At 72.2% G+C, this 12,711-nt stretch carries 14 protein-coding genes; 11 read left to right on the forward strand and 3 right to left on the reverse strand.

Annotated elements, in window-relative coordinates; genetic code table 11:
• Positions 1–292 precede the first annotated feature (292 nt).
• Entirely contained in the window at positions 293–1,294 is a 1,002-nt protein-coding gene (locus CCN72_RS01275; protein ID WP_086805966.1) for a DMT family transporter, read from the forward strand.
• Here the strand turns inward: CCN72_RS01275 and CCN72_RS01280 are convergent.
• Positions 1,276–1,956 carry a pyridoxamine 5'-phosphate oxidase family protein gene (locus tag CCN72_RS01280; protein ID WP_086805957.1) on the reverse strand — a complete coding sequence of 227 codons (681 nt, stop codon included), beginning with the start codon at positions 1,954–1,956 and terminating at the stop codon, positions 1,276–1,278. The genes CCN72_RS01275 and CCN72_RS01280 overlap by 19 nt on opposite strands.
• 62 nt (positions 1,957–2,018) lie before the next feature.
• Between CCN72_RS01280 and CCN72_RS01285 the strand changes: the two genes are divergently transcribed.
• Positions 2,019–3,350: an aminotransferase class I/II-fold pyridoxal phosphate-dependent enzyme gene (locus tag CCN72_RS01285; RefSeq protein WP_086805958.1), complete on the forward strand. Its 1,332-nt coding sequence runs from the start codon at positions 2,019–2,021 to the stop codon at positions 3,348–3,350.
• 83 nt (positions 3,351–3,433) lie between these two features.
• Here CCN72_RS01285 and CCN72_RS01290 read toward each other — a convergent pair whose 3' ends face one another.
• Positions 3,434–4,378 (reverse strand): DMT family transporter, encoded by a 945-nt coding sequence (locus CCN72_RS01290; RefSeq protein ID WP_208637888.1) that lies wholly within the window; start codon positions 4,376–4,378, stop codon positions 3,434–3,436.
• A 74-nt stretch (positions 4,379–4,452) separates the two neighbouring features.
• Between CCN72_RS01290 and CCN72_RS01295 the strand changes: the two genes are divergently transcribed.
• The gene (locus CCN72_RS01295) at positions 4,453–5,355 is read left to right on the forward strand and encodes a LysR family transcriptional regulator (protein WP_086805960.1); all 903 of its coding nucleotides are present in this window, start codon (positions 4,453–4,455) and stop codon (positions 5,353–5,355) included.
• 66 nt (positions 5,356–5,421) lie between these two features.
• On the opposite strand, the gene CCN72_RS01300 is transcribed toward CCN72_RS01295, so the two are convergent.
• Entirely contained in the window at positions 5,422–5,886 is a 465-nt protein-coding gene (locus CCN72_RS01300; RefSeq protein WP_086805961.1) for a pyridoxamine 5'-phosphate oxidase family protein, read from the reverse strand.
• Positions 5,887–6,052: 166 nt separating this feature from the next.
• On the opposite strand from CCN72_RS01300, the gene CCN72_RS01305 reads away from it, so the two are divergent.
• From CCN72_RS01305 to CCN72_RS01340, 8 genes are all read left to right on the forward strand, one after another.
• Positions 6,053–6,703: a cysteine hydrolase family protein gene (locus tag CCN72_RS01305; protein WP_037658096.1), complete on the forward strand. Its 651-nt coding sequence runs from the start codon at positions 6,053–6,055 to the stop codon at positions 6,701–6,703.
• A gap of 9 nt (positions 6,704–6,712) precedes the next feature.
• Positions 6,713–7,483, forward strand: a complete 771-nt coding sequence (locus CCN72_RS01310; RefSeq protein WP_086805962.1) for a HipA family kinase — start codon at positions 6,713–6,715, stop codon at positions 7,481–7,483.
• Positions 7,480–7,929, forward strand: coding sequence for a DUF3037 domain-containing protein (locus CCN72_RS01315; RefSeq protein WP_085562671.1), 450 nt, complete (start codon positions 7,480–7,482; stop codon positions 7,927–7,929). The genes CCN72_RS01310 and CCN72_RS01315 overlap by 4 nt, the downstream gene beginning before the upstream one ends.
• A 149-nt stretch (positions 7,930–8,078) precedes the next feature.
• The gene (gene fabG, locus CCN72_RS01320) at positions 8,079–8,840 is read left to right on the forward strand and encodes a 3-oxoacyl-ACP reductase FabG (RefSeq protein WP_037658091.1); all 762 of its coding nucleotides are present in this window, start codon (positions 8,079–8,081) and stop codon (positions 8,838–8,840) included.
• A 12-nt stretch (positions 8,841–8,852) separates the two neighbouring features.
• Positions 8,853–9,617: an SDR family oxidoreductase gene (locus CCN72_RS01325; RefSeq protein ID WP_086805963.1), complete on the forward strand. Its 765-nt coding sequence runs from the start codon at positions 8,853–8,855 to the stop codon at positions 9,615–9,617.
• Positions 9,618–9,802: 185 nt separating this feature from the next.
• Positions 9,803–11,383: an ABC transporter substrate-binding protein gene (locus CCN72_RS01330; RefSeq protein ID WP_086805964.1), complete on the forward strand. Its 1,581-nt coding sequence runs from the start codon at positions 9,803–9,805 to the stop codon at positions 11,381–11,383.
• 107 nt (positions 11,384–11,490) lie between these two features.
• Positions 11,491–12,174: a uracil-DNA glycosylase gene (locus CCN72_RS01335; RefSeq protein ID WP_085562674.1), complete on the forward strand. Its 684-nt coding sequence runs from the start codon at positions 11,491–11,493 to the stop codon at positions 12,172–12,174.
• A 114-nt stretch (positions 12,175–12,288) separates the two neighbouring features.
• A partial coding sequence (locus tag CCN72_RS01340; protein WP_086805965.1) for a hypothetical protein occupies positions 12,289–12,711 on the forward strand: 423 nt, incomplete at its 3' end.

A 12,711-nucleotide genomic window follows, 5' to 3' on the forward strand; every position in this document is an offset into this window, starting at 1 on the left:
AACCGGTGGCCGCCGGCGGCCCGGAAAGGGCGTTGTCCGGGCAGCGCACCTCCGCCTAAAGTGCTGGTCATGCCGTCCACGCTCGTACTTCCGCCGCCCGCCGCCTGAGGCGGGCCTCCGGAACACCCGCCCGGCGCGATCAGCGCCGGGCCGGACGGTGCTGCCCGCAGACGAAGTCCGCGCGGCCCGATGGATCGGGCCGCCCTCGAACTTCCGCGCCTCTTGGGCGCGTTTCTGCGGAGAAACCTCCTTGCCGAACCAGAACCAGAACCCGAGTTCCAACGCGAACTCGATCTCGAACGCGAATCCGAAGTTCTCCACCGGCCTGCCCCTAGGGCGCGGCCTGCTCTATCTGATCGTCACCGGTGCCGCCTGGGGTACCGCCGGAGCCGCCGCCTCCCTGGTCTACCGGACCAGCGACATGGGCGCCTTCGGCCTCTCCTTCTGGCGCTGCGCGCTGGGGCTCCTGCTGCTGCTCGCCGGCCGCGGTCTGCGCCCGCGGCCCCGCCGGGGCGCGGCCGAACCGATGGCGCGCCGGGTGCTGAAGGCCGTGGCCACCGGGCTCGGACTCGCGGTGTTCCAGACCGCCTACTTCGCGGCCGTCGCGGCCACCGGACTGGCCGTGGCCACCGTCGTCACCCTCGGCGCGGGCCCCGTGCTCATCGCGCTCGGCGCCCGGCTGCTGCTCGGTGAACGGCTCGGCGCGGGCGGTGTCCTGTCCGTCGCCGGGGCCCTCGCCGGACTCGCCGTGCTGACCTTCGGCGACTCGGCCGCGGCCGTCCGCCCTGCGGGTGTGCTGCTCGCGCTGCTGTCGGCCGCGGGCTACGGCGCCATGACCCTGCTGACCCGCTGGTGGGGCCGGGACGGCGGTGCCGACGCCGCCGAGACCACCGTATGGGCCTTCGCGGTGACCACCCTGTGCCTGCTGCCGTTCGCGCTGCACGAGGGGCTGCTCCCGCACACCGGCCACCCGGCCCGGCTGCTGTGGCTCCTGTGCTACATCGCCGCCGTGCCCACGGCGCTCGCGTACGCCCTGTACTTCGCGGGCGCCGCCGTCGTACGGTCCGCCACCGTCTCCGTGATCATGCTGCTCGAACCGGTGACCGCGGCCGTGCTCGCCGTGCTGCTGCTCGGCGAGCGGCTCACGGTCACCACCGTGGCCGGCACCCTGCTGATGCTCACGGCGGTCGCGGGCCTGACCGTGAGCGAGACCGCGCTGCGCAGGGGCGGCCGTCCGGCGGGGCCCGGTGACAGCCCGGCCGCGCCGAAGGAGAGTCACTTTCCGGTGAGGTAGTCCGGCAGCTCGATCCCGGACGCCAGGTCGGCGTTCGGGATCGGGGCGTCGTACCCCTTGCGGAGCGGGACGACACCGGCCCAGTGGGGGAGGGCGAGGTCCTCGGGCTCGTCATTGGCGCCGCCGGTGCGGATCTTCGCGGAGACCTCGTCCAGATCCAGGCGGATCACCGCGGTGGCGGCCAGCTCCTTCTTGTTCGCGGGCCGGGAGTCGGCGGCGCGGCCCGCCACCACATGGTCCACCAGGGCGTCCAGCGCGCGCCGCCGCTCCTCGGGGTCGGTGACCTGGTGCGCGATGCCGTGCACCACCACCGAGCGGTAGTTGATCGAGTGGTTGAAGGCGGAGCGGGCCAGCACCAGACCGTCCACGTGGGTCACCGTCAGGCACACCTCAAGGCCAGGGTCCGCGGCGCCGGTCATCCGCAGCGGGCGCGAACCCGTCGAGCCGTGGATGTAGAGCCGCTCGCCCACCCGGCCGTACAGCGTGGGCAGCACCACGGGGGCGCCGTCGCGGACGAAGCCCAGATGGCAGACGTACCCCTCGTCCAATATCGCGTGCACCACCTCCCTGTCGTACGACGCCCGTTCCGCGTCGCGCGTGGGCATGGTGCGGTCGGTCGGGGTGTAGGCGGTGGGCTGGGTTTCCGCGGTCGTGTCCGGCATGACGGTCCCTCCAAGGCGAAGCCGACAGGCGATCGCTTTTGCACTAGTGCATAATAGATTTTGTGCTAGGAGAGTATCGGATCGAGGGCCGGGGCGCAGCTGAGATCGCGGCCGATGTCGAACGCGCGGTGGGTACCGGGGAGCTGCGGCCGGGCCAAGCGCTGCCGCCCATGCGGGAGTTGGCCGCGCGGCTGGGGGTGAATCCGAACACCGTCGCGGCCGCGTATCGCACGCTGCGCGAGCGCGGGGTGATCGAGACCGCCGGGCGGCGCGGCAGTCGGGTGCGGCCCAAGCCGGTCACCACCGGGCGCGCTCAGCTGCGGGTGGAGGTGCCGCCGGGCGCCCGCGACCTGTCCACCGGCAACCCGGACCCGGAGCTGCTGCCCCGGCTCGCCCCGGCGCTCGCGGTCGCGGCCGAGGCGGGGGACCGGCGGGCCGTCCTGTACGGCGACGATCCGGTCGACCCCGGTCTGCTCCGCGTCGCCCGCGCCGAACTCGACGCCGACGGCATCCCCGCGGGGCCCCTCACCGTCACCTCGGGCTCCCTCGACGCCATCGAGCGCGTCCTCGCCGCGCACCTCAGGCCCGGTGACGCGGTGGCCGTCGAGGATCCCGGCTGGGGCAGCGCCCTCGATCTGATGCCGGCGCTGGGCCTGCGCACGGTCCCGGTGGGCGTGGACGACGACGGGCCGCTGCCCGAGGAGCTGGCCCGCGCCCTGGCCGACGGGGCCCGTGCGGTGCTCGTCACCGCCCGCGCCCAGAACCCGACCGGCGCCGCCGTGACCGCCGCCCGCGCGCATTCCCTGCGCGTGGTGCTGCGCGCGCATCCGAACACCCTGCTGATCGAGGACGACCACGGCCACGGCATCGTGGACCTGCCCCCGCACCCCCTCGCGGGCGCCACCCGGCACTGGGCCTTCGCGCGCTCCGCCGCCAAGACCTACGGCCCTGATCTGCGCCTCGCCGTCCTCGCGGGCGACCCGGTGACCGTCGACCGGGTCCGCGGCCGGCTGCGCCTCGGCCCCGGCTGGGTGAGCCTGCTGCTCCAGCGCGCGTTGGCGCAGCTGTGGAGCGGGGGAGCGGTGGACCGTACGGCGGTGGCGGAGTCGTACCGCTCCCGGCGGCAGCCCTTGATCGACGCCCTGGCCGCCCGGGGCGTCGAGGCCCGGGGCCGTACCGGAATGAACCTCTGGATCCCGGTCCCCGACGAGACCACCGCCGTCGCCCGGCTGCTCCAGTCCGGCTGGGTCGTCGCCCCGGGCGCCCGCTTCCGCCTGACCAGCCCCCCGGCCGTCCGGGTCACGGTGTCCCCGCTGGCCCCGGCGGACATCGAACCCCTCGCGGAGGCGATCGAGGCGGCGGTACGGCCGTCGCCGTCCCGGGTCTACGGGTAGCGGCAGGTCATGCAGGGGGATGGGGAACTGCGCGAGAGCCGCGTACCACCGGCGCTCGCGCACGGACCGTCACACCCTGCCCCTCAGGTGCTCTTCCTGCCCCGCACCTGTGTGAGCGCCGCCCCCGCGAGCACGATCGCCGCGCCCACCGGGGTGTTCCAGTGCAGCGACTCCCCGAGGATCGCGACGCCCGCCGCGGTCGCGATCACCGGGATGAAATAGGTGACCATCTGCGCGGTCGTGGGCCCGACTTCGGCGACCAGGCCGTACTGGAGGAGCACCGCGAGCCCCGTCCCGAGCGCGCCCAGCGCGGCGACGGCCAGCAGCGGCACCAGGGCGAAGTGCTTCGGCATGCCCGTGAACAGCGGGGTCACGACGGCCAGTTGCACCGTGGCCACCAGCAACTGCCCGCCGGTCATCGACAGGTGGGAGTTGCCCGTGCCCGCCAGCGTCCGCCGGACGTAGATCCAGCCCACCGGGTAGCTCAGCGAGGCGAGCAGGGCCATCGCCGTGCCGGTGGCGTCGAGGCCGTGGAAGCCCTGCCAGGCGCCGAGCACCGTCAGCACCCCGAGGAAGCCGAGCCCGAGCCCGGCCACCCGGACCCGGGTCGGCCGGTCCTCGGAGAGCGCGACCACGGACAGCGCCATGCCCCACAGCGGCGAGGTGGCGTTGCAGATACCGGCCAGCGTGGACGGGATGGTCAGCTCGGAGTAGGCGAAGAGGGAGAACGGCAGGGCGTTCAGGAAGAACGCGGCGACCGCCATGTGCGCCCACAGCCGGCCCCCGCGCGGCAGCCGCTCCCGCTTGACGGCCATCGCCGCCACCAGCACCGCCGTGCCGAAGACCAGCCGGCCGAGGGTGACCTGGAACGGCGCGTACCCGCTCGTGCCCACCTTGATCAGCAGAAAGCTGAAGCCCCAGATCAGGGACAGGGCGCCGAAGCGCAGCCGCCAGTCGAGGCGGGGGCGGGCAGGTGCCTGGTCCGGGGTGGTGGGGGACTGTGTTCGGGAAGCGGTGACCGTGCTCATGGCAACAACAATGCGGGACCACATCTCGTAGCACAATCGAGAAATCTCACCGGGTATCTCGTAGGATCGCTTATATGTTGAACCTGGAGCGCCTGCGCACCCTGGACGCCCTGGCCCGGCACGGCTCGGTCAGTGCCGCGGCCGACGCGCTGCATGTCACCACGTCCGCCGTCTCCCAGCAGCTGGGCAAGCTGGAACGCGAGATCGACCAGCAGCTCCTCGCCAAGAACGGCCGGGGCGTCCGGCTCACCGACGCCGGCCGGCTGCTCTCGGAGCACGCGGCGCGCATCCTGTCGCAGGTGGAGCTGGCCGAGTCGGATCTGGAGGCGCATCGCGGGCAGGTCGTCGGCGAGCTGCGCCTCTCCGCCTTCCCCACCGCTGCCCGGGGCCTGTTCCCGGTGGCGCTGCGGGCGCTGCGCGCCGAGCACCCGGGACTGCGGGTGCGCTCCAGCGAACTGGAGCCGGAGCAGGGCATCGCCGCCGTGGTGCGCGGCGACCTCGATCTCGCGGTGGTCCTGGACTGGTACAACAAGCCGATGCCGGTGCCCGACGGACTGGTCAAGGCGCCGCTCCTGGACGATCCGGCCGAGGTCGCCGTGCCCGCCGGGCACCGGCTCGCCGACCGCGAGGAGGTGGACCTCGCCGAGTTCGCCGAGGACGAGTGGATCACCTGGGGTGAGGGCGAGTTCTGCCACGAGTGGCTGATGTTCACCCTGCGCTCCAAGGGTGTCGAGCCGATCGTCGGCCATCGCGCGGGCGAGACCCACACCCAACTCCAGTTGGTGTCAGCCGGGTTGGGGGTGTGCATCGCCCCGCTGCTGGGCCGCCACCCGGTGCCCGACGGCGTGGTCCTCGTACCGCTCACCCAGCGGGTGCGCCGGCACGTCTATGTCATCTGGCGGGCCGACGCCGACCGCCGCCCCTCCATCCGCGCGGCGGTCGAGGCCCTGCGCACGGCCGCGCGGCAGGTCGACTGACCGGGGGCGTCGGAGTTCTCACGGTGCTCCAACCTCCCTGGCGGGGAGTCGAGTTGCGGGAGCGGGTCAGCCGAGTTTGCGGAAGTCCCAGGAGACGATCCGCTCCGGCACCAGCCGCGCCCACGCGTGCCGGCCGTCGTGCGGCAGCTCGTCCACGCCGAAGTACTTGTGGGCGAACGCCCCCTCCACCGCCGCGAGTTCGGGGCACGGCAGCCCGGTGCGGGGCGCCTCGCCGACGAACTCCACCCGGCCCGCCAGCTCGGCCCCGCGCAGCTCGCCGTACTCCTCGCCCGCGTCGACCACCACCGCCACCCGGGGATCCCGGCTTAGCTGGGTCCAACGGCGGCTGCGCACCAGTGAGTAGAGCCACAGCGCGTCGCCGTCCCAGAGGAACCAGAGCGCGCTGGCATGCGGGGTGCCGTCGGCGGAGACGGTCGCGACCCGGCAGGTGCGCTGTCCGGCCAGGAACGCGTCCAGCTCGCCGGGCGACATCATGATCCTGCGGCCCCGGCGCTGCTCGGTGACGGACATGCGGCCTCCTCGTCATCGTGCTCGTCGCACTCGTCGTACCGGAAAACCCCTTCCGCGGTGATCCTCTGACATCACGTCAGGAAAGGGAACAGCCCGGCCCCCTCGTCTTCCCTCTCCCGCGCACGGCCGTTACTCTCACCGCCCCGGCTCCGGCGAAAGGCACGCGATGGCGGCGTATGTGCGACTGGGCGACCTCCTCGATCCCGCGCACACCGTGCTGCTGACCGTGGAGTGCCAGCGGGGCGTGGTGGGACCGGACGCCGCGCTGCCCGAACTCGCCCGCGCGGCCCGCTCCTCGGGGGCCCTCGGCAATGTCGCCCGGCTGGTCGACGGCGCGCACCGGGCCGGTGTCCAGGTGATCCACGCGATCGCCGAGCGCCGCCCGGACGGCCGGGGCGCGAGCCGCAACGCCCGGCTGTTCCGCGCCGCCGAACGGCTTCCCGTGCACCAGCTGTCCGGCAGTACGGCGGTGCGGGTCGCGCCGCCGATCGAGGTCGCCGAGGAGGATCTCGTCGTACGACGGCTGCACGGGCTGTCCCCGCTGCACGGGACCGGTGTCGACGCCCTGCTGCGCAACCTCGGCTGCCACACCCTGATCGTCACCGGCGTCTCGGCCAACGTGGCGATCCCCAACGCGGTGTTCGACGCGGTCAACCTCGGCTACGCCGCCGTCGTCCCGGCCGACGCCATCGCGGGGGTGCCCGCCGACTACACCGCCGCGATGATCCGCCACACCCTCGCCCTGGTCGCGACCGTCACGACCACCGGCGAGGTGCTCGGCCGCCTCGGGCCCCCGCGCCGCGGCCGGCCCCAGTAACCTGGGGCGATGCTCAAGGAAGTCACCGCGACCCGCTACATCACGCCGCTGCGTGAGGGCGGCTCGCTGCCGGGGCTCGTCGAGGCCGACGACCTCGGGACCTACGTCATGAAGTTCACCGGAGCCGGACAGGGCCGCAAGACCCTGGTCGCCGAGGTGGTGTGCGGCGAACTCGCCCGGCGCCTCGGCTTCCGCACCCCCCGCCTGGTCACCGTCGAACTGGACTCCGTGCTCGGGCTCGGCGAACCCGAGCAGCAGGTGCAGGACCTGCTGCGGGGCAGCGGCGGCACCAACCTCGGCATGGACTTCCTCTCCGGCGCCCTCGGCTACGATCCGCTCGCCTTCGCGGTGAGCCCCGAGGAGGCCGGGCGGATCGTCTGGTTCGACGCACTGATCAACAACGTGGACCGCTCCTGGCGCAACCCCAACCTCCTGGTCCACCGGGGCGAGCTGTGGCTCATCGACCACGGCGCCACCATGATCTGGCACCACAACTGGCCCGCCGCCGAGAAGTCCGCGAGCCGCCCCTACGACGCCGCCGAGCACGCCCTCGCCGGCTTCGCCCCGGACCTCGCGGCCGCCGCGGCCGACCTCGCGCCCCGCGTCACCGAGGACCTGCTCGCCGAGGTCACCGCCGAGATCCCGGACGCCTGGCTCACCGGCGAACCCGGCTTCGACACCCCGGACGAGCTGCGCCGGGCCTACGCCCGCCCGCTGCTCGCCCGCGCGGCCGTCATCGCCGAGCGCATCACCGGCACCGGCATCCAGGAGGACAAGTGAGCGAGACCCACATCCACATGGCCGGCCATGTGACCGAGCGCCACATCACCCGGGCCGGCCAGGGCGGCGACCGGGACGTCTTCGAGTACGCCCTGATCAGGGTCGTACCCCGGATCGAACGCGGCGAGTGCCTCAACGCGGGCGTCGCCGTCTACTGCCGCGCCCGGGGCTACGTCGGCGCCCGTACCCACCTGGACGAGGACCGGCTGCGCGCCCTGGACCCGGCGGCCGACGCGGCCGGGATCAGGGCGGCGCTCACCGCGATCGAGCGGCACTGCGCGGGCGGCCCGGAGGCCGGGCAGGCGGCCGGGGACGACGCCGGTCGGCGTTTTCGCTGGCTGATCGCGCCCCGCTCCACCGTGGTCCAGCCCGGCCCGGTGCACACCGGCCTGACCGCCGACCCGGCCGCCGAGACGGAGCGATTGCTGGACCTCCTGGTGAGGTAATGGATCACAACGGCCGGATGAGCCGTTGACACCGGGTGCCAGGGCTTCTAGCGTCGTGTGGGCTGAAGATACTAAGCGGTCGCTCACCGCACCGGAAGGCCCTCGCGAAGGGTCGTACGGGTTCTCTCAAGGGCGAGGAGAAACAGCACATGTCCACCACTGAACAGCGGGTCGCGGTCGTCACCGGCGGCGCGCGCGGCATCGGCGCCGCCACCGCCGTACGGCTGGCCGCCGAGGGTCGCGCGGTCGCCGTGATCGACCTGGACGAGGCCGCCTGCAAGGACACCGTCGAGAAGATCACCGCGGCCGGCGGCAAGGCCGTCGCGGTCGGCGCCGACGTCTCCGACGAGGCGCAGGTCGAGGCCGCCGTCGCCCGGATCGTCGCGGAGCTGGGCGCCCCGACGATCCTGGTCAACAACGCGGGCGTGCTGCGCGACAACCTGCTGTTCAAGATGAGCGTCTCCGACTGGGACACCGTCCTGAACGTGCATCTGCGTGGCTCGTTCCTGATGACCAAGGCCGTGCAGAAGCACATGGTCGACGCCGGCTTCGGGCGGGTCGTCAACCTGTCCTCCTCCTCGGCGCTCGGCAACCGCGGCCAGGCCAACTACTCGGCCGCCAAGGCCGGTCTCCAGGGCTTCACCAAGACCCTCGCCATCGAGCTCGGCAAGTTCGGCATCACCGCCAACGCCGTCGCCCCCGGTTTCATCGCCACCGAGATGACCAAGGCCACCGCCGACCGCGTCGGCATGGGCTTCGAGGACTTCAAGAAGGCCGCCGCGGGCGCCATCCCGGTACAGCGCGTCGGCGAGCCCGAGGACATCGCCAACGCCATCGCCTTCTTCACCGGCGAGGCGGCCGGATTCGTCTCCGGCCAGGTGCTGTACGTCGCCGGCGGACCGCTCGACTAGGGGACACCGCACATGACTTCCGCAGAACTCCCGCCCCTGTCCGGCAAGGTCGCCCTCGTCACCGGCGCCAGCCGCGGCATCGGCTACGGCGTCGCCGAGGCCCTCGTCGCGCGCGGCGACCGGGTGTGCATCACCGGCCGCAACGAGGACGCGCTCAAGGAGGCCGTCGTCAAGCTCGGCGCCGAGCGGGTCATCGGCGTGGCAGGCAAGGCGCACGACCTCGACCACCAGAGCGAGGCCGTCGAGCGCACCATGGAGGCCTTCGGCCGCCTCGACCACCTGGTCAACAACGCGGGCACCAACCCGGTGTTCGGGCCCATCGCGGACCTGGACCTGAACGTCGCCCGCAAGGTCTTCGAGACCAATGTGATCTCCGCCCTCGGCTTCGCCCAGAAGACCTGGCACGCCTGGCAGAAGGACAACGGCGGCGCGATCGTCAACATCGCCTCGATCGCGGGCCTCGCGCCCTCGCCGTTCATCGGCGCCTACGGCGTCAGCAAGGCCGCGATGATCAACCTGACCCAGCAGCTGGCGCACGAGTTCGCGCCGAGGGTGCGGGTCAACGCGATCGCCCCGGCCGTGGTCAAGACCAAGTTCGCCCAGGCCCTGTACGAGGGCCGCGAGGAGGAGGCCGCCGCCTCCTATCCGCTGGGCCGGCTCGGTGTGCCGTCCGACATCGGCGGCGCCGCGGCATTCCTCACCTCCGCGCAGTCCGACTGGGTCACCGGTCAGACCCTCGTCGTGGACGGTGGACTCTTCCTCAACGCCGGGGTGTGAAACCACCTCCCGGGCGCCGGATTCCGGACGGGCCGGCGCCCGGGACACCGCCCAGCGGACACCCGGAAGGATGACAACGTCGTCATCGCTTTTTGGATCAAGTAGCCATGTTCCAAGGGAGGTTGGGCGCACTGACGCTGCGGTAAGGTCTGCCGACCTTGGTAGGCGGATCGAGGAGCGTGCGCGTGTTCAACCGGAACCGATTCCTGCGGTCAGTCGCGGCGATCGCGTCCGTGTCGCTGGTGGCCGGCGGCTGCGGGCTGCTGTCCGACGGGGACTCGGGCGGTGGGGACCCGATCGTGGTCGGCACCACCAGCGCGCCCAGCACCCTGGACCCGGCCGGCGCCTGGGACGGTTCCTGGGAGCTGTACCGGAACATCTACCAGACGCTCCTCGCCTACCCGAACGGCGCGACGGCCCCCCAGCCCGACGCCGCCCAGAGCTGCTCCTTCGCCGACTCGTCGAGCCGCACCTACCGCTGCACGCTGCGCGCGGGCCTGAAGTTCGCCGACGGCGACCCGCTGAACGCCGAGGCGGTCAAGTACTCCGTCGACCGCATCCGCGCCATCAACGCCGCGGCCGGCCCCGCGGGACTGCTCGGCAGCCTCGACAGCGTGGACACCTCCGGCGACCGCGAGGTCGTCTTCCACCTCGGCAAGTCCGACGCCACCTTCCCGTTCGTGCTGGCCACCCCGGCCCTGTCGATCGTGGACCCCAAGGACTACCCGGCCCGCGCCCTGCGCAAGGACTCCGGGGCCGACGGCTCGGGGCCGTACCGGCTCCAGTCGTACCAGGAGGGCCGGCAGGCCGTCCTGACCAGCAACGGCAACTACCACGGCTTCGCCCAGCGGCAGAACGACGCGGTGACCATCCGCTACTTCCAGGACTCCGCAGGCATGGTCAAGGCGCTGCGCGACAAGCAGATCGACGTCACCTACCGCGGCCTCGCCGCCGACGACATCCTCGCGCTCCAGCAGCAGGGCAACTCCGACCTCCAGCTCGTGGACGGCGCCGGTACGGACATCAGTTACCTGGTGTTCGATCCCAAGGACCCCTGGGCCGGGCGGCCCGCCGTGCGCAAGGCGATCGCCCAGCTGGTGGACCGGGGCGCGATCGCCCACAAGGTCTACAAGGACACCGTCGACCCGCTGTACTCGATGGTCCCCAAGGGCCTCGTCGGCCACACCACCGCCTTCTTCGACGAGTACGGCGACCCGAGCACCGGCAAGGCGCGGACGATCCTCCAGGACGCGGGCATCCACCAGAAGGTCCCGCTGACCCTCTGGTACACCACCGACCGCTACGGCTCCGAGACCGCCCTGATGTTCAAGGAGCTGAAGCGGCAGCTGGAGGGCTCCGGGCTGTTCACGGTCACGCTCGAGAGCCGCCCCTGGAAGAGCTATGTGGTCGGCTACCAGAAGGGCGAGTACCCGGTGTTCGGCCGCGGCTGGTCCCCGGACTTCCCCGACGCCGACAACTTCATCGCGCCCTTCACCGGTGAGCACAACGCGCTCGGCACGCCCTACCCGGCCAAGGACATCACCGACCGGCTGCTGCCGCACTCGCGGGCCCAGAGCGACCGCGCCAAGACGGTCGGCGACATGGAGCAGGCCCAGCGGATCATCGCCGGGGACGCCCAGTTGCTGCCGCTGTGGCAGGGGCGGCAGTACGTGGCGGCCAGCGACGACATATCCGGCGGCGAGCAGGCGCTCGACCCCTCGACGATCATGATGATGTGGACGCTGCACCGTAAAACCAGCTGGTGAGCGGTGGGGAGGGGACCTTCGGGGGCGCGTTGTCAGTGGTCGCCTGTAGGTTCTGGATCCTGAAGTGACCGCACGCGGTAATTGATCGACATCGTGAGGACGTTGACGTGACCGACATCGCCATGCTGCCCGAGTCCTGGCGCGGGGTTCTGGGTGACGAGCTGGAGCAGCCCTACTTCAAGGAGCTGACCGAGTTCGTCGAGGAGGAGCGGGCGAAGGGCCCTGTCTACCCGCCGCGCGAGGAGGTCTTCGCCGCGCTGGACGCCACGCCGTACGACAAGGTGAAGGTCCTCGTCCTCGGCCAGGACCCGTACCACGGCGAGGGCCAGGGCCACGGGCTGTGCTTCTCGGTCCGTCCGGGTGTGAAGACCCCGCCCTCGCTGCGCAACATCTACAAGGAGATGCAGGCCGAACTGGACCTGCCGGTCCCGGACAACGGCTATCTGATGCCCTGGGCCCAGCAGGGTGTGCTGCTGCTCAACGCGGTCCTCACCGTGCGGGCCGGGGAGGCCAACTCGCACAAGGGCAAGGGCTGGGAGAAGTTCACCGACGCCGTGATCCGCGCGGTGGCCTCCCGTCCCGACCCGGCGGTGTTCGTGCTGTGGGGCAACTACGCGCAGAAGAAGCTCCCGCTGATCGACGAGGAGCGGCATGTGGTGGTCAAGGGCGCGCACCCCTCCCCGCTGTCCGCGAAGAAGTTCTTCGGCTCCCGCCCCTTCACGCAGATCAACGAGGCGATCGCCCGCCAGGGCCATGAGGCGATCGACTGGCGCATCCCGAACCTGGGCTGATGGTGGCGTCGGCGCCGCCTGACCGGTAATCCGGGCGGCGCCGGTTAGCGTCGGTGCACGACAGTCGGTGCACGACAGTCGGTGCACGACAGCGGACGATCGCCGGAGGACGCGGTGGCGGAGCGACGGGAACAGACGGCCCTGGACGAGGTGCTGACGCGGATCGGCCAGGTCGTGATGCTGCACCACGCCGGTGACCGCGAGGAGGCCCGCAGCCGCTTCCTCGACCTGTGGACGGAGATCGGCGAGGACGGGGACCCGCTGCACCGGTGCACCCTGGCGCACTATCTCGCCGACACCCAGGACGACCCCGCCGACGAACTCGCCTGGGACCTGCGGGCCTTGACGGCGGCCCGGGAACTGCCCGACGGCGACCCCCGGGGCGTACCGGGCTTCTTCCCCTCCCTCCATCTCAACCTGGCCGCGGACTACGTGAAACTGGGCCGCACCGAGGCCGCCCGCACCCAGCTCGACCAGGCCCGCACCGCCGCGGACGCCCTCGCGGACGACGGGTACGGCGAGGGCGTCCGGGCGGTG

The sequence above is a fragment of the Streptomyces murinus genome, from assembly GCF_002154555.1.
Classification (GTDB): domain Bacteria; phylum Actinomycetota; class Actinomycetes; order Streptomycetales; family Streptomycetaceae; genus Streptomyces; species Streptomyces murinus.